Genomic DNA, 14,718 nt, shown 5'->3' on the forward strand with positions numbered 1-14,718 from the left:
CGGCGCGCCCGTCGAGCCGCGCCCGGTGCGGCCGTGGGCCCCACCCGGTCGGAGGACCGGGCGGGGCCCCGTGCCCGGGGCTCGGGGGAGCGGGACTCAGAAGTCGAGCCGCTGCCCGGGCACGATCACATCGGGATCACCGCCGATGACCGCCCGGTTGGCGGCGTAGATCTCCCGCCAGGTGGTCCCGTGCCGCGCGGCGATACCGCTCAGCGTGTCTCCACTGCGGACGGTGTAGTCGCCGCGGGAGGAGCCGCGGTTGGTGTGGCCCGACGGACGTGCCGGCGCCTTCGACGGCTTCGACGTCGACGGGGCCGACTTGGGTGCTGACTTCGTGACGGCCGACCCTCCGGCCGGCGCGGCGCCCGAGGACGCCGGCGCGTTGCCGTACGCTCCGGCGCGCGCCGAACAGGTGGGCCACGCGCCCCATCCCTGGGAGCGCTGGACCTTGGAGGCGACGGCGATCTGAGCGGCCTTGGAGGCCTTGTCGGCGGTCGAGGCGTAGGCGGCGCCGCCGTACGCGCGCCAGGTGCCGGCGGAGAACTGGAGTCCTCCGTAGTAGCCGTTGCCGGTGTTGATGTGCCAGTTCCCACCGCTCTCGCACTTGGCGATGCGGTCCCACACTCCACTGTCGGCCGCTGCGGCATTGCCGGTCGCGGCGAGCAGTCCGAGCGGGGCGAGCAGTGCCGCCCCGGCGAGGACCGCCGTCGTACGAGCCTTGGTCGTCGTACGAGCCTTATGAGTGTTCTCGGCACATGCGGACATGTATTTCCCTCTCGAAACACCCGGGATCCCCCAAGGCGGGGCACGATTCCCTGCGCATAGGACGCGGTCGTCGCGCTCCGCCCCGTCCGCCGGAGGCTGTGCTGTGAGCTGGCTTGGTGCGGCCGGCGGACGTACCCGAGCGGTGCTCGTTGCACACGGCCGAGAAATCTAGGGAGCTTGTCGCCCCGATATCAACCAACTCCTTGTCATTCGAGGCCAGTTCGCCGTTACCGCGAGTATCGTCGATTTTCGGCCACCCACTTCATTGGGTGATTTCCGGATTTGTCGACCTGTCACCCCAGTGATCTGTGACTCACTTCACCGCCTCAACTTGCTTGGTAGTCCGAGAAGTTGACTAGGAGTAACCGATTCCGCAGATCACCTCACCCTGCGCGTCGGATGGTTCGATTCCGTTCGCTCTCGGGCGTGACTCCGGCCACAGATCGCCCGTTGTCATCTTCATGAGCCGGGGACCCCCCGGCCTCATGGGCCGGGAGCCACCCGGCACCGCCACGCACCGCATCCCGAGGAGCCACCGTGCCGCGCATGCTCGACGTCAGCGACGACGTACGCGCCGAGATCGGCGACGAAGAAGCCGACCGGCTGCTCGCCGGAGAGAACGCCCCCGGCAGTTACGACTGCACGTCCTGCCGCACCCCGGGCGACTCGGAACAGGAGCGCACCAGCACCGTCCTGTTCATCGGCGACGAGACCGCCGTCCTGGCCTTCGCCCACGCGACCTGCCTGCCCTCACAGGTCGTGCAGGTCACCGAGGAGCAACTGCAGGGCGCCGTCCGCTCGATCAACCCCGACGGCCCGCCCGTCGAGGCCGTGCCCGAGCAGGCCGTGCTCGGTGTCACCAGCGGACTCGTCCTGATCAACGGCGAGTTGCATCCGGCGCTCGTCGTCGAGCCGACCGGCCCCATCGTGCGCCCCGGCTCGACCGACGTCGGCGACGACTTCCTGCCCCTCCTCATCGAGCAGGGCTTCATGCCGGTGACCGAGCTGATCTCGGTGCCGCCGGTGCTGCACGGCTGGTCCGTGCTGCTCGCCATGGGCCAGCTGCACGCCGTGCTGCAGCCCGGCACCGGCGGCGGCTCGCCCGTCGCCTGGTGGCAGGCGCACCAGGCACTGCAGGTCGCCGAGAGCTGGCGGGCGGCCGCCAACAAGCACCAGCAGGTACTCCTGTTCGCCGCCCCGGTCGGCTCGATCGGCCGCCAGCCCCGCGAGGACCTGCTGCGCGACGCGCTGGACAAGGCTGCGGCCAACGGCAAGCTCGTCGCGGCCGCGATGCCGCTCGCGGGGACCTGAGCCGACCGCTGAGCCGACAGCTGAGCCGGGGACCGGAGCCCTATCCCGGGCCCGAACCCGAGCCCCGACCGGAGCTCGGACAGCTCGGGAGTGCGCCGGGCACACTCCGGTTGACCTGCGAAAGCGACACGGTGGCCGCATCCGTTGGGCGGCGGGGTCGTTGGCACATACGTGCACACCTACGACGTCCCCCGCCGCCAGTCCCTCCAGGCGAGCCCTCCCGCAGGCTCTCTGCTTCGTTCGAGCAGGGAGGTACCCCCGGCGCGACCGGCTCAGGATTCTCCGGGCGGACCTTCGGCCACGCCGATCTACGACGCGCTCTACGCCGAGTGGGTCAGATCCTTCAGGGCCCTGCCCGGCGACCGGCACGGCGAAGAGAACCTGGGCTTCACGGCTTTCGGGAGCCTCCCGCGCGGCATGACTTCGTACGGTGCGTCGAGCTCGTACAACTCCTACAGCTCGTACAGCGCGGGGGCGCACTCCGCACGTCACAGTGGAGCGCAGCACGGCCAGACCGCGACGGCGACCGCGATCTGGCAGACGAGCGGGCGGCAGCACAGCACGGGGATGCATCACATCCCGGCGGCGCTGCCTCCCGCACCCCGCAGGGGACACTGACGCACGCACGGGTAAGGGGCGGCTCCTCGAGGAGCCGCCCCTTACCCGTTGTTGTCCTTGCCGGTTGTCGCTACGTCACTTCTTCTTGGCGCCGCGCTTCTCGCGCACCCGCACCGAGATGTGGACCGGCGTGCCCTCGAAGCCGAACTGCTCGCGCAGTCGACGCTCGATGAAGCGCCGGTAGCCGTGCTCGATGAAGCCGGAGGCGAAGAGCACGAACCGCGGGGGCTTGGTGCCCGCCTGCGTACCGAAGAGGATGCGGGGCTGCTTACCGCCGCGGATCGGGTGCGGGTGGGCGGCGACGAGCTCGCCGAGGAAGGCGTTCAGCCGGCCGGTCGGAACGCGGGTCTCCCAGCCGTCCAGGGCCGTCTCGATCGCCGGGACGAGCTTCTCCATGTGCCGCCCGGTGCGCGCCGAGACGTTGACGCGCGGCGCCCACGCCACCTGGAGGAGCTCGGTCTCGATCTCGCGCTCCAGGTAGTAGCGGCGCTCCTCGTCGAGGGTGTCCCACTTGTTGAAGGCGAGGACGATCGCGCGCCCGGCCTCGACGGCCATGGTCACGATGCGCTGGTCCTGGACGGAGATGGTCTCGGACGCGTCGATCAGGATGACGGCCACCTCGGCCTTCTCGACGGCGGCGGCCGTGCGCAGCGAGGCGTAGTAGTCAGCACCCTGCTGGAGGTGGACGCGCTTGCGGATGCCGGCCGTGTCGACGAACTTCCAGGTGACGCCGCCGAGTTCGATGAGCTCGTCGACCGGGTCACGGGTGGTGCCCGCGATCTCGTTGACGACCACGCGGTCCTCGTTGGCCACCTTGTTCAGCAGGGAGGACTTGCCGACGTTCGGGCGGCCGATGAGGGCGATGCGGCGAGGGCCGCCCACCGCGGCGCCGAAGGTCTGCGCCGGGGCCTCGGGCAGTGCCTCCAGAACGGCGTCCAGCATGTCGCCGGTGCCGCGGCCGTGCAGCGCGGAGACCGGGTGCGGCTCACCGAGACCGAGGGACCAGAGGTACGAGGCGTCGGCCTCGCCGCTCGGGCCGTCGACCTTGTTGGCGCACAGGACGACGGGCTTGCCGGCCTTGCGGAGAAGGCGTACGACCGCCTCGTCGGTGTCGGTCGCGCCGACCTTGGCGTCGACGACGAAGACGACCGCGTCGGCCGCCTCGATCGCGTACTCGGCCTGCGCGGCAACGGATGCGTCGATGCCGAGGACGTCCTGCTCCCAGCCGCCGGTGTCCACGAGCTTGAAGCGGCGGCCCGCCCACTCGGCCTCGTAGGTGACGCGGTCGCGGGTGACGCCGGGCTTGTCCTCGACAACGGCCTCGCGGCGGCCGATGATCCGGTTCACCAGGGTCGACTTGCCGACGTTGGGACGGCCGACGACGGCGAGGACGGGCAGCGGGCCGTGGCCCGCCTCCTCGATGGCGCCCTCGACATCCTCGATGTCGAAGCCCTCTTCCGCGGCGAGCTCCATGAACTCCGCGTACTCGGCATCGCCGAGCGCCCCGTGGTCGTGCTCTGCCGAGCCCTCGGGCTGGATGTCGTCGTTCATGAAGTCCGTACCTCGTCGTTCATTCGTGGTGATCGGTGGACCGCCCGTATATCGGGCGATCCACTACTCAAGTGTCGCCTAGTGCCCGGTGGGGCGCCCGGCGTTTTCCCGGCGTCCGGTCAGACGCCTGGCGTGGTCCAGGTGGGCGCTGAGCTGCTTCTGGATGCGGGCGGTCGCCTCGTCCAGCGCCTTGCGCGTACGCCGTCCGCTGCCGTCGCCCGCCTCGAACGGGTCGCCGAAGACGACGTCGACCCGGCTGCGCAGCGGGGGCAGCCCCTTCATCAACCGGCTGCTCTTCTCGGAACTTCCCAGCACTGCCACCGGGACGATCGGCGCCCCGCTGCGTACGGCGAAGTACGCGAGCCCGGCGCGCAGCGAGGCGAAGTCGCCCTCGCCGCGGGTGCCCTCCGGGAAGATGCCCAGGACGCCGCCGTTGTCCAGGACACCCAACGCCTGGGTGATGGCCGTGCGGTCGGTGGTCTGGCGGTCCACCTTCAGCTGGCCGATGCCGAGCAGGAAGGGGTCGAGCGGGCCGATGAACGCTTCCTTCTTGATCAGGAAGTGCGTGGGCCGGGGCGCCACTCCCATGACCATCGGGCCGTCGATGTTGTGCGAGTGGTTCACCGCCAGGATTGCCGGGCCGGTCGCGGGGACCTTCCAGGCGCCGAGCACACGCGGCTTCCACAGCCCGTACATCAGGCCGACGCCGATGCGGCGCCCTACCTCGGCGCCCCTCTCGGAGGGTGCGGTCACTTGGCGGCTCGCTTCTCCTCGACGAGGGTGACGACGCACTCGATGACCTGCTGGAGCGTGAGGTCGGAGGTGTCCACCTCGATCGCGTCGTCCGCCTTGGCGAGCGGGGAGGTCTTGCGGCTGGAGTCGGCGGCGTCGCGCTTGAGCAGGGCCTCGCGCGTCTGGTGCACGTCGGCGCCCTTCAGCTCACCGCTGCGGCGGGCGGCACGCGCCTCCGGGGACGCGGTGAGGAAGATCTTCAGGTCGGCGTCCGGCAGCACGGTGGTGCCGATGTCCCGGCCCTCGACGACGATCCCGTACTCCGCGGATCCGGCGAGCGAGCGCTGCAGCTCGGTGATCCGGGCGCGCACCTCGGGCACCGCGCTGACGGCGCTCACCTTGGAGGTGACCTCCTGCGTACGGATCGGGCCCGCGACATCGGTGCCGTCGACGGTGATCGTCGGACCGGACGGGTCGGTGCCGGAGATGATCTCCGGCTTCCCGGCGACGGCGGCGATCGCGGACGGGTCCGTGAGGTCGATCCCGTTGTTGACCATCCACCAGGTTATGGCGCGGTACTGGGCCCCCGTGTCCAGGTAGCTCAGCCCGAGCTGCGAGGCGACGGCCTTCGAGGTGCTCGACTTGCCCGTGCCGGAGGGGCCGTCGATGGCGACAATCACAGCCGGGGCGGTCCGGGCGGCCTTTTCCACGGTGACGGACACCTTCCTGGTACGGGGTGGTGGGTATGTGCGGGACACGAACGCGCCCCGCACAAGGTTACTGGGTACACCGAGCCGCCCGGCACGGCGCTGCGATCGGGGGTTTCAGCCCGACGAGGCCCTTGAGGCCGAAGCGTGGGTCTGGAGGCGGCAGCCCGCAGATGCGGGACGGGCAGGGGCGGAGGGGCGGAAACCGACCTGACGCCGACCCCACGCGCCTACTGCCGCAATGCCCAGCCCCGCTCCCGCAGCGCCGCGCTCAGCACCGGCGCCGCCTTGGGCTCGACCATCAGCTGCACCAGACCGGCCTGCTGCCCGGTCGCGTGCTCGATGCGTACGTCCTCGATGTTGACCCCGGCCATCCCCGCGTCGGCGAAGATACGGGCCAGCTGTCCGGGCTGGTCATCGATGAGAACGGCCACGACCTCGTACGCGCGCGGAGCGGAGCCGTGCTTGCCGGGGACGCGGACCTGCCCCGCGTTGCCGCGCCGCAGCACGTCCTCGATGCCGTCGGCGCCCGTACGGCGCTTGGACTCGTCGGAGGACTGGAGGGCACGCAGGGCCTGCACGGTCTCGTCGAGGTCGGCGGAGACGTCCGCGAGGAGGTCGGCGACCGGCCCCGGGTTCGCGGAGAGGATGTCGATCCACATCCGGGGGTCGGACGCCGCGATGCGGGTCACGTCACGGATGCCCTGACCACAGAGCCGTACCGCCGCCTCCTCCGCGTGCTCCAGGCGCGCGGCGACCATGCTGGACACCAGGTGCGGCATGTGCGAGACGAGCGCGACGGCACGGTCGTGGGCGTCCGCGTCCATGACGACGGGCACGGCGCGGCAGTGCGAGACCAGCTCCAGCGCGAGGTTGAGGACCTCGGTGTCCGTGTCCCGGGTGGGCGTCAGGACCCAGGGGCGCCCCTCGAAGAGATCACCGGTGGCGGCCAGTGGACCGGACTTCTCACGGCCGGACATGGGGTGCGAACCGATGTACGAGGACAGGTCGAGGCCGAGCGCCTCCAGCTCGCGGCGCGGGCCGCCCTTGACGCTGGCCACGTCGAGGTAGCCGCGGGCCACCCCGCGCCGCATGGCGTCCGCGAGCGTCGCGGCCACGTGCGCGGGTGGGGCGGCCACGATCGCGAGGTCGACGGGCCCCTCGGGCACCTCGTCCGTGCCGGCGCCGAGCGCCGCCGCCGTACGGGCCTGCTCCGGGTCGTGGTCGGCGAGGTGCACGACGACGCCGCGCGCGGCCAGCGCGAGCGCGGCCGACGTACCGATCAGCCCGGTTCCGATGACGAGTGCGGTCCTCACTGGGCGATGTCCTTGCGCAGCGCGCCCGCGGCGCCCAGGTAGACGTGCACGATGTCGGCGCGCGGCCGGTCGGACTCGATGTGCGCGAGGACCCGTACGACACGGGGCATCGCGCCCTCGATGTCCAGTTCCTGCGCGCAGATCAGCGGTACGTCGACGATGCCGAGCTTGCGCGCCGCGGCCGCCGGGAAGTCGCTGTGCAGATCGGGCGTCGCGGTGAACCAGATGCTGATCAGGTCGTCCGTGGTGAGCCCGTTCCGCTCCAGGATGGCGGTGAGCAGCTCGCTGACCTGCTCGTCCATGTGCCCGGCCTCGTCCCGCTCCAGTTGGACGGCGCCCCGGACCGCTCGTACCGCCACGGTGATGCTCCTCGCTGATCTGCGTGCACGTCTTGTCGCACCAGCGTAGTCAGCCCGCAACGCGCGGGTGCGCGGCGCCCGCCTGACGAGACGGCCGCCGCGCACGCACCATGCAGTGTCAGACCTGCTGCGCCTTGATCAGGTCCTCCAGGGAACCGGACGGCATTTCGCCGTTGGGGGTCAGCTTGTCGACCGCCCGGGGCAGGGTCTCGGCGATCTGCGTCGCGGCCTGGTCCGGGGTGACACCGGCCTGTTCGGCGACCTGCTTGAGGGTCGCGTCGGGCAGCGCCTGCTGGATCTGCGCGCCGGTCACGGGCTGGTTGTCGCCGGTGCCGATCCAGGAGTTCTTCTGATCGGCGAGCCCGGCCTCGGTGAGAACGTCCAGCAGTGCTCCCAGTGGGTTGCCGCCGCTGCTCGAGCCACCGGCCAGCGACTGGAGCAGCGAGCCCAGGATGTTGCCGCCGGAGGCACCGCCCTGGCCGCCTCCGCCGAGGAGGCCGCCGAGCAGGCTGCCGAGATCGTTACCCGCCATGGTCACGCCTTTCGAGAGTGCGGCTGGGGGTACGTCACCGCCCGGCCTCAGACCCTGCCAATGTCACTCGAATCGCCCCATTCCGCCACTTGTAGTGAGAACGCACCCGTGCGCCTCTGGACGCACGGACGCAGGTCCGCTCTCATGGCAGGAGACCCGCCTCGGGGGAGGCCCGAATGAAGCGTCCAGGACCCCTTCTCACCCTTCTCGCGGGGCTGCTGCTCGGCGTGTTCATGCTGTCACTCAATGCGACGACGGGGACGAAGAGCGTGTCGTCGTATCGGGAGGAGTCGCCTGGCGTCACGGTGTCGCCGAGCCCGCCGCCCAGTTCGTTGCCGCCGAAGACCACGCCGTCACCGACTCCTTCGAAGAGCGCTGCGCCCAACGCCGACTACGCGGGCCGTACCGACGACGACTCCTCCGCGGTCGCCGTCTCGCTGCGCGACGGCAAGGCGATCGCGTACTTCTGCGACGGGCGCGACAAGGAGTCGTGGCTGAAGGGCGACGTCAAGGACGACGGCAGCATGAAGCTCACCGGCAAGCACGGCGCCGAGCTGAACGGCACGCTCAAGGAGGGCAAGAGCATCCGCGGCACCGTCGACCTGGGCGGGCAGCGTTACGGCTTCACCGCCGACAAGGCGGTCAGGCCGTCCGGGCTGTACCGGGCGACGGCCACCGTCAGGGGAGCCAAGCTCGACGGCGGCTGGATCGTGCTGCCCGGCGACAAGCAGGTCGGCATCCTCGACCGCGACGGCAAGCCCTCGGCGGCGCCCCGGATCAACCCGGAGACCGGCGCCGTGACGATCGACGGCGAACAGCTCACCGCACGGCCCGTCACCCCCTGACCCAGCCCCCGCCTCCGTTCCGACCCCCTCCTCCGCAGGGAGCCGATCATGACCGTGGACCCGAACGCCGCCACCCAGGGCTTCCCTTCGCCCCAGCCCGCCCACCGCCGCGCAGGCGCCGCCCGCTATCTCGTCCCGGCCCTGGTCGCCGCGGCGGTCGCGGTCGGCCTCGGCGCGTACGGCAAGGTGCACGACCCGGCGGGTACCGCCTTCAACCTCGCCGGCTTCAGCAGCACCGGCGCCGTGAAGTCGTGGCTGGCGACGACAGCGTTCGCCTTCGCCCTCGTCCAGCTCGTCTCGGCGTTCATGGTGTACGGGAAGCTGCCGGGGCCGAGCTGGGCGCCGGTGCTGCACCGCTGGTCGGGGCGGATCGCCTTCCTGGTGGCGGTGCCTGTCGCGGTGCACTGTCTGTACGCCTTGGGCTATCAGACGTACGAGCCGCGCGTGCTGTGGCACTCGCTTCTGGGTTGCTTCTTCTTTGGGGCATTCAGTGCCAAAATGCTCTTGCTCCGCTCGGAGCGACTGCCCGGCTGGCTGCTGCCGTTCGTCGGGGGACTCGTCTTCGTCGTCCTCACGGCCATCTGGCTCACGTCGGCTCTCTGGTTCTTCCGCACGTTCGGAGTGACGACATGACGAACCCCCCTGCGCGGCGCACGGTTCTTGGAACGGGTGCGGCCGCCGTCCTGCTCGTGGGGTGCAGCAAGTACGGCGACAACAACAGCAGCAGCAACAACAGCACCACCAGCGCCTCCCCGGCGGCGGCCGATGGTGACGCACTCGCCAAGACGTCCGACATCCCGGTCGGCGGCGGCAAGATCTTCAAGGACAAGAAGGTCGTGGTCACCCAGCCCAAGAAGGACGAGTTCAAGTGCTTCTCGGCCATCTGCACCCACCAGGGCTGCACGGTGAGCAAGGTGGCGGACGGCACCATCGACTGCCCGTGCCACGGAAGCAAGTACCGCATCACCGACGCTTCGGTGGTCGCCGGGCCCGCCCCGCGTCCTCTGCCCGCGAAGAAGATCACGGTGGACGGAAACTCGATCCGCCTGGCCTGACCGGGCACGTACGCTCCAGGACATGAATGCCGAGGCTCTGGAGCCTGCCCACGAGGCGCTGGTGCGCGACCACACGATCTACTCCTGCGTGATGGGCTCACGCGCCTTCGGTCTGGCCACGGACACCAGCGACACGGACCGCCGGGGCGTGTTCCTCGCCCCGACACCGCTCTTCTGGCGCTTCGACAAGCCGCCGACGCACGTCGAGGGCCCGGCCGAGGAGCAGTTCAGCTGGGAGCTGGAGCGCTTCTGCGCGCTCGCGCTGCGCGCCAACCCGAACATCCTGGAGTGCCTGCACTCCCCCCGCGTCGAGTACGCCGACGACACGGGCCGCGAACTGCTCGCCCTCCGCGAGGCGTTCCTCTCCCGCAGGGCACACGACACGTTCGCCCGCTACGCCCTGGGTCAGCACAAGAAGCTGGAAGCCGACGTACGCCGGCACGGCGCGCCCCGCTGGAAGCACGCCATGCACCTCCTGCGCCTCCTCATGAGCTCCCGCGACCTCCTGCGCACCGGCGTCCTGACGATCGACGTCGGCGACCGCCGCGCGCCGCTGCTCGCGGTGAAGCGGGGCGAGGTCTCCTGGCCGAAGGTCGAGACCTGGATGTCCCGCCTGGCGGCGGAAGCCGACGAGGCGGCCTCGCGGAGCCCCCTCCCGCCCGAGCCGGACCACGCCCGTGTCGAGGACTTCCTGATCCGCGCGCGCCGCGCCTCAGCCCTCCAGGCCGCCCCGGAAGCCCTCCAGCCGGACCCGTACGACGAACGCGTGCAGGGCGTCGTACACGGTCGGGGCGTCGGGCAGCACTGAGGCGTTCTGCGCCTCGTCCAGCAGGGTGTGCAGCCGCTCCACGTCGTCCTGCACGCGCGCGTGGCCGACGTCCGCGCCCCCGTGCTCCTGCTCCGCCTTCGCGGCGATCAGCTCCGGCAGATACCCGGGAGCTCGCACCTGCCCGATCAGCGTGGGCAGATCGGCCTGCACCTCACCGCTGCGCATCAGGTGTATGCCGGTGAGCAACACACGGAACGTGTAGAGCAGCGGCTTCAGTTCGCCGGTCTTCTCGAACAGCCGCCACTGCGTCGCGGCGAACCCCCGGTAGTGGTGGGCGTGATGACTGGTGAGGACTCCAGGGGCGAGCGAAACCAGCTCACGGTGTGCCTCACCGGTGTGCACGACCAGGGGCGAGAGCAGCTGCTCCAGCACATAGCCGTTGCGCCGCAGCATCAGCCGTACGAACTTGCGCAGGTCGTGCGTGACCAGGTCCATCTCGACCCCGTCCCGGTCCCACATCCGCGACCGGGTCTCCTCGGGCTCGCGCAGCCCCACCAGGGCGGCGGTCGGCAGCAGATGGACGCCGCGCAGGTCGACGTCCGAGTCACGCGAGGGGAAGCCGTAGAGGTGCGCCCCGGAGACGGTGGCGAACAGCACCGGGTCGGGCTGCTCGGCCACCACTGCCGCGAGGTCGATGTCCAGGACGTGGTCAGTCATCCCTCAAGCGTCCCAGAGCGCCCCCAGCGACATCAGGTCGCCCTGGTACTCGATGCGGTCGGCCCACTCCGTCGGCCATGCGTCCGAGCCGTGGTAGGCGCCCGCGAAGGCGCCGGTCAGGCAGGCGATGGAGTCGGAGTCACCGGAGGTGCAGGCGGCGCGGCGCAGCGCGATGACGGGCTCGTCGACGAAGAGCAGGAAGCAGAGGAGGCCGGTGACGAGCGCCTCCTCGGCGATCCAGCCCCCGCCGGTGGCCAGGCACGGGTCGGTCTCCGGCGAGACGGTGCGCACGGCGTGCCGGAGGTCGTCCAGGGCGCTCAGGCACTCGTCCCAGCCGCGGGCGATGAACTGCTCCGGCGTGGGGTCCTCGCTGAAGGTCCACAGGTCGCCGAGCCAGCGGGAGTGGTAGCGCTGACGGTTCTCGTACGCGTACGACCGCAGCCGGCCGACGAGTCCCATCGGTTCGGCGCCCTGGGTGAGGAGCCAGATCGCGTGTGCCGTGAGGTCGGCCGCGGCGAGTGCCGTGGGGTGGCCGTGGGTGAGCGCGGCCTGGAACTGCGCGGCGCCTGCCCGCTGTTCGTCGCTGAGCCCGCGTACGAGCCCGACGGGCGCCACGCGCATGTTGGCGCCGCAGCCCTTGGAACCGATCTGGCTGGCCTCCTGCCAGCGGCGCTTCTCGTTCTTCAGGAGGTTGCAGGCGACGAGGCAGGTGCGGCCGGGCGCACGGTTGTTGTCGGGTGACTGGTACCAGTTCACGAACTCCTCGCGCACCGGCCGCTCCATCCGCAGCGGGCCGAGCAGACCGCGGTCCATGGCTGTGCGCAGCCCCCGCGCCAGCGCCAGCGTCATCTGCGTGTCGTCGGTGACCTTCGCCGGCCGGGGCAGCTTCATCTGCCGCCAGGGCCCGCACTTGGCGAGGATCGCCGGGACGGAGTTGAACTCGGTCGGGAACCCGAGCGCGTCGCCCAGCGCGAGTCCGATCAGGGAACCGGTGGCGGCGCGCTTCGCGAGCGTCGTGGTGGTCATGAGAGCCGTCCTTCCGAAGTGGGACGCAGCAGGGGTGGGTGCAGGGCTTTGGCACCGCCCGCCCGGTAGAGAGCGGCGGGCTTGCCGCGGCCTCCGGTGAGGCGCGCGGCACCGGGGATCTGTTCGACGAAGCCCGGCGTGGCGAGGACCTTGCGCCGGAAGTTGGGCCGGTCGAGGGCGGTGCCCCACACGGTCTCGTAGACCTGTTGCAGCTCGCCGAGGGTGAACTCGGGCGGGCAGAAGGATGTGGCGAGACAGGTGTACTCGAGCTTGGCGCCGACGCGTTCGTGGGCGTCGGCGAGGATCCGGTCGTGGTCGAAGGCGAGCGGACCGAGCGCGTTGTACCGCAGCCACTGGGCCTGCGCCGCGTCACCGCCGCCGCTCGGCTCGGGAGGGTCCGGGAGCAGCGCGGCGTACGCGACGGAGACGACCCGCATCCTGGGGTCGCGGTCGGGTTCCGTGTACGTCCGCAGCTGTTCCAGATGGAGTCCGGAGACGTCCGACAGGCCGGTCTCCTCGGCAAGTTCGCGCCGCGCCGCGGTCTCCGCGGACTCGTGCGGCAGCACGAAGCCGCCGGGCAGTGCCCAGCGGCCCGCGTACGGCTCCTGGCCCCGCTCGACGAGCAGCGCCTGCAGCACTCCCCCGCGGACCGTCAGGACGGCGAGGTCGACGGTGACGGCGAAAGGCTCGAAGGCGTACTTGTCGTAGCCCTCGGGTGCCTTGCCGCCAGGCGCGCGGCCTTCCCGTGCGAGCACGCCCACCCACCTCCTATTAATAGTCAGATCGACTAATAGTCATTACGACTATAAAGAGGTGGGCGGGCGTCTACAAGCCTCTGGGCACGGTGAATTGACGGCTTTTCAAGCCCGGTGCGCGAAAATTGTCAGCCCCTGAGGTCGGGGCGGCGGAAGGTGTCAGCCCGAAGCCCGGGCACGGGAGACATCCGGCTTCCGAGCCCCGGCGCGGGGAGCATCCGGGCTCTGCGCCCGGGCGCGCGCCGGTGCGAACAGCGCCACCACCGCCCCCGCCGCAGCGACTCCCGCAGAGACCCACAGCGCGGGTCCGCACCCGTCGACGAAGGACTCCGCCGAGCCATAACCCCCGTACCGCGTGAACACCGCCGCGGCGACGGCGACTCCGAAGACTCCGCCCAGCTCGCGCAGCGCGTTGTTGACGCCGGCCGCGACGCCCGCGTCCCCGGGTGGCACCGACGAGGTCACGGCGTTCGCGACGGTCGGGAAGACCATGGAGATGCCGATGCCCGCGACGATCAGCGGCACAACCAGGCTTCCGTAGCCGACGCCGGGCTCCACCTGCCGGGCCAGCAGCCCGAGGCCGACCGCCTGCAGGACGAGGCCCGTCAGCATGAAGGGCCGGTTCCCGAACCGGTCGGCGAGCGCGCCCGCGAGCGGCGCGACCAGCAGTGGCATGCCGGTCCACACCAGGATCCGGACGCCGGTCTGCAACGGGGACTCGCCCAGGCCGAGTTGGAAGAGCTGCGTGATCATGAAAAGAGAACCGAGCAGCGACATGAAGGTCAGGAACGCCACCCCGTTGGCGGTGGCGAAGCCGCGCCTCCTGAAGTGCGCGAGCGGCAGCATCGGGTAGCGCGCCCGCGACCGCTCCCAGCCGAGGAAGGCCGCCACGAAGACGACGCCGACGCCGAGCGCGCCCAGCACCTCGGCGCTCCCCCAACCCGCCTGCGGAGCGCGCACCGGCGCCCAGGCGAGACCGGTCAGGCCCACGGCCGCCAACAGCAGCCCCACGACGTCGATTTGGGGGCGAGGACCGTAGCTCTCGCGCAGCTTGCGGGCGGCAAGCGGCAGCATCACGAGCCCGGTCGGCACGTTCAGCCAGAAGATCCACTGCCAGGACAGGCCCTCGGTGACAGCGCCGCCGAGCACGGGCCCCGCGGCCACGCCGAGCCCGGTCACCCCGCCCCACACGCCGATGGCCACGCCCCGCTTCTCGGCCGGGAACGCTTCGCTGATCAGGGTCAGCGTGAGCGGCAGCAGGACGGCCGCCCCGGCGCCCTGGGCCACGCGCGCGGCGATGAGCTGCCCCGGACCGCCCGCGAGTGCCGCCAGGGCCGAGGCCAGCGTGAAGACCGCGAGCCCGACGACGTACATGCGCCGCCGCCCGAAGCGGTCGCCGAGCGCCGCGCCGGTCAGGGTGAGGCAGGCGAAGACGAGGTTGTACGCGTTGATCGTCCACTCCAGGTCGGACAGGCTCGCCCCGAAGTCGGCCCGCAGAGCCGGTAGCGCGGTGGCGACGACGACCACGTCGAGGGAGCAGAGCAGTGCCCCCAGTCCGGCCAGTACGACGGTCCACGCGCGGTGCGGCGGCGCGGCACCGGCAGCCGGTGCGCGAACCGGGGCACGCAGGGTGTCAGCCATGACGATTCCTTCCGTGAGG

17 protein-coding genes are annotated in these 14,718 nt (G+C 71.1%); 6 read left to right on the top strand and 11 right to left on the bottom strand.

Annotation, left to right across the window (positions count from 1 at the left end; genetic code table 11):
- Positions 1–96: 96 nt before the first annotated feature.
- Positions 97–765: a transglycosylase family protein gene (locus tag ACIBK0_RS35285; RefSeq protein ID WP_399088827.1), complete on the bottom strand. Its 669-nt coding sequence runs from the start codon at positions 763–765 to the stop codon at positions 97–99.
- Between the two features lie 537 nt (positions 766–1,302).
- Here ACIBK0_RS35285 and ACIBK0_RS35290 point away from each other — a divergent pair.
- A complete protein-coding gene (locus ACIBK0_RS35290) occupies positions 1,303–2,076 on the top strand; it encodes a hypothetical protein (RefSeq protein WP_399088829.1) in 774 nt (257 codons plus the stop codon).
- A gap of 171 nt (positions 2,077–2,247) precedes the next feature.
- Positions 2,248–2,694 carry a hypothetical protein gene (locus ACIBK0_RS35295; RefSeq protein WP_399088831.1) on the top strand — a complete coding sequence of 149 codons (447 nt, stop codon included), beginning with the start codon at positions 2,248–2,250 and terminating at the stop codon, positions 2,692–2,694.
- 75 nt (positions 2,695–2,769) lie between these two features.
- Here the strand turns inward: ACIBK0_RS35295 and der are convergent, their stop codons facing one another.
- From der to ACIBK0_RS35325, 6 genes are all read right to left on the bottom strand, one after another.
- Complete coding sequence (gene der / locus ACIBK0_RS35300; protein ID WP_399088833.1) at positions 2,770–4,245, bottom strand: ribosome biogenesis GTPase Der; 1,476 nt, start codon at positions 4,243–4,245, stop codon at positions 2,770–2,772.
- A gap of 78 nt (positions 4,246–4,323) precedes the next feature.
- Positions 4,324–5,037: a lysophospholipid acyltransferase family protein gene (locus ACIBK0_RS35305; RefSeq protein WP_399088835.1), complete on the bottom strand. Its 714-nt coding sequence runs from the start codon at positions 5,035–5,037 to the stop codon at positions 4,324–4,326.
- A complete protein-coding gene (cmk, locus tag ACIBK0_RS35310; RefSeq protein WP_399088837.1) occupies positions 4,995–5,687 on the bottom strand; it encodes a (d)CMP kinase in 693 nt (230 codons plus the stop codon). The genes ACIBK0_RS35305 and cmk overlap by 43 nt, the downstream gene beginning before the upstream one ends.
- Before the next feature lie 227 nt (positions 5,688–5,914).
- Entirely contained in the window at positions 5,915–7,000 is a 1,086-nt protein-coding gene (locus ACIBK0_RS35315) for a prephenate dehydrogenase (protein WP_399088839.1), read from the bottom strand.
- Positions 6,997–7,359 (bottom strand): chorismate mutase, encoded by a 363-nt coding sequence (gene aroH, locus ACIBK0_RS35320; RefSeq protein WP_399088841.1) that lies wholly within the window; start codon positions 7,357–7,359, stop codon positions 6,997–6,999. Before aroH ends, ACIBK0_RS35315 begins: the two co-directional genes overlap by 4 nt.
- 118 nt (positions 7,360–7,477) lie before the next feature.
- On the bottom strand, positions 7,478–7,942 hold the full coding sequence (locus tag ACIBK0_RS35325; RefSeq protein WP_399088911.1) for a YidB family protein: 465 nt from the start codon (positions 7,940–7,942) through the stop codon (positions 7,478–7,480).
- A gap of 125 nt (positions 7,943–8,067) precedes the next feature.
- On the opposite strand from ACIBK0_RS35325, the gene ACIBK0_RS35330 reads away from it, so the two are divergent.
- Genes ACIBK0_RS35330 through ACIBK0_RS35345 form a run of 4 tightly spaced genes read left to right on the top strand, consistent with a single transcriptional unit; the run spans position 8,068 to position 10,599 of the window.
- Positions 8,068–8,736, top strand: coding sequence for a hypothetical protein (locus tag ACIBK0_RS35330; RefSeq protein ID WP_399088843.1), 669 nt, complete (start codon positions 8,068–8,070; stop codon positions 8,734–8,736).
- Between the two features lie 48 nt (positions 8,737–8,784).
- Complete coding sequence (locus ACIBK0_RS35335) at positions 8,785–9,369, top strand: DUF6529 family protein (protein ID WP_399088845.1); 585 nt, start codon at positions 8,785–8,787, stop codon at positions 9,367–9,369.
- Positions 9,366–9,791 carry a Rieske (2Fe-2S) protein gene (locus ACIBK0_RS35340; protein ID WP_399088847.1) on the top strand — a complete coding sequence of 142 codons (426 nt, stop codon included), beginning with the start codon at positions 9,366–9,368 and terminating at the stop codon, positions 9,789–9,791. The genes ACIBK0_RS35335 and ACIBK0_RS35340 overlap by 4 nt, the downstream gene beginning before the upstream one ends.
- A gap of 22 nt (positions 9,792–9,813) precedes the next feature.
- On the top strand, positions 9,814–10,599 hold the full coding sequence (locus ACIBK0_RS35345; RefSeq protein WP_399088849.1) for a DNA polymerase beta superfamily protein: 786 nt from the start codon (positions 9,814–9,816) through the stop codon (positions 10,597–10,599).
- On the opposite strand, the gene ACIBK0_RS35350 is transcribed toward ACIBK0_RS35345, so the two are convergent.
- The 4 genes from ACIBK0_RS35350 to ACIBK0_RS35365 all read right to left on the bottom strand — a co-directional run bounded on the left by ACIBK0_RS35350 (position 10,504) and on the right by ACIBK0_RS35365 (position 14,699).
- A complete protein-coding gene (locus tag ACIBK0_RS35350; RefSeq protein WP_399088851.1) occupies positions 10,504–11,277 on the bottom strand; it encodes a DNA polymerase beta superfamily protein in 774 nt (257 codons plus the stop codon). The two genes, ACIBK0_RS35345 and ACIBK0_RS35350, sit on opposite strands and share 96 nt — an antisense overlap.
- Positions 11,278–11,280: 3 nt before the next feature.
- Complete coding sequence (locus tag ACIBK0_RS35355) at positions 11,281–12,303, bottom strand: ADP-ribosylglycohydrolase family protein (RefSeq protein ID WP_399088853.1); 1,023 nt, start codon at positions 12,301–12,303, stop codon at positions 11,281–11,283.
- The gene (locus ACIBK0_RS35360; RefSeq protein ID WP_399088855.1) at positions 12,300–13,058 is read right to left on the bottom strand and encodes an NUDIX hydrolase; all 759 of its coding nucleotides are present in this window, start codon (positions 13,056–13,058) and stop codon (positions 12,300–12,302) included. Before ACIBK0_RS35360 ends, ACIBK0_RS35355 begins: the two co-directional genes overlap by 4 nt.
- Before the next feature lie 159 nt (positions 13,059–13,217).
- A complete protein-coding gene (locus ACIBK0_RS35365) occupies positions 13,218–14,699 on the bottom strand; it encodes a DHA2 family efflux MFS transporter permease subunit (RefSeq protein WP_399088857.1) in 1,482 nt (493 codons plus the stop codon).
- Positions 14,700–14,718 lie beyond the last annotated feature (19 nt).

Origin of the sequence: Streptomyces sp. NPDC050564, from assembly GCF_044457265.1 — a bacterium.
Lineage (GTDB): Bacteria > Actinomycetota > Actinomycetes > Streptomycetales > Streptomycetaceae > Streptomyces.

Excerpts from the sequence above, each read along its gene's own strand:
- ACIBK0_RS35285 (WP_399088827.1), bottom strand. The coding sequence starts at position 765 with ATGTCCGCATGTGCCGAGAACACTCATAAGGCTCGTACGACGACCAAG.
- der (WP_399088833.1), bottom strand. The coding sequence starts at position 4,245 with ATGAACGACGACATCCAGCCCGAGGGCTCGGCAGAGCACGACCACGGG.
- ACIBK0_RS35330 (WP_399088843.1), top strand. The coding sequence starts at position 8,068 with ATGAAGCGTCCAGGACCCCTTCTCACCCTTCTCGCGGGGCTGCTGCTC.
- ACIBK0_RS35335 (WP_399088845.1), top strand. The coding sequence starts at position 8,785 with ATGACCGTGGACCCGAACGCCGCCACCCAGGGCTTCCCTTCGCCCCAG.
- ACIBK0_RS35340 (WP_399088847.1), top strand. The coding sequence starts at position 9,366 with ATGACGAACCCCCCTGCGCGGCGCACGGTTCTTGGAACGGGTGCGGCC.
- ACIBK0_RS35345 (WP_399088849.1), top strand. The coding sequence starts at position 9,814 with ATGAATGCCGAGGCTCTGGAGCCTGCCCACGAGGCGCTGGTGCGCGAC.
- ACIBK0_RS35350 (WP_399088851.1), bottom strand. The coding sequence starts at position 11,277 with ATGACTGACCACGTCCTGGACATCGACCTCGCGGCAGTGGTGGCCGAG.
- ACIBK0_RS35355 (WP_399088853.1), bottom strand. The coding sequence starts at position 12,303 with ATGACCACCACGACGCTCGCGAAGCGCGCCGCCACCGGTTCCCTGATC.
- ACIBK0_RS35365 (WP_399088857.1), bottom strand. The coding sequence starts at position 14,699 with ATGGCTGACACCCTGCGTGCCCCGGTTCGCGCACCGGCTGCCGGTGCC.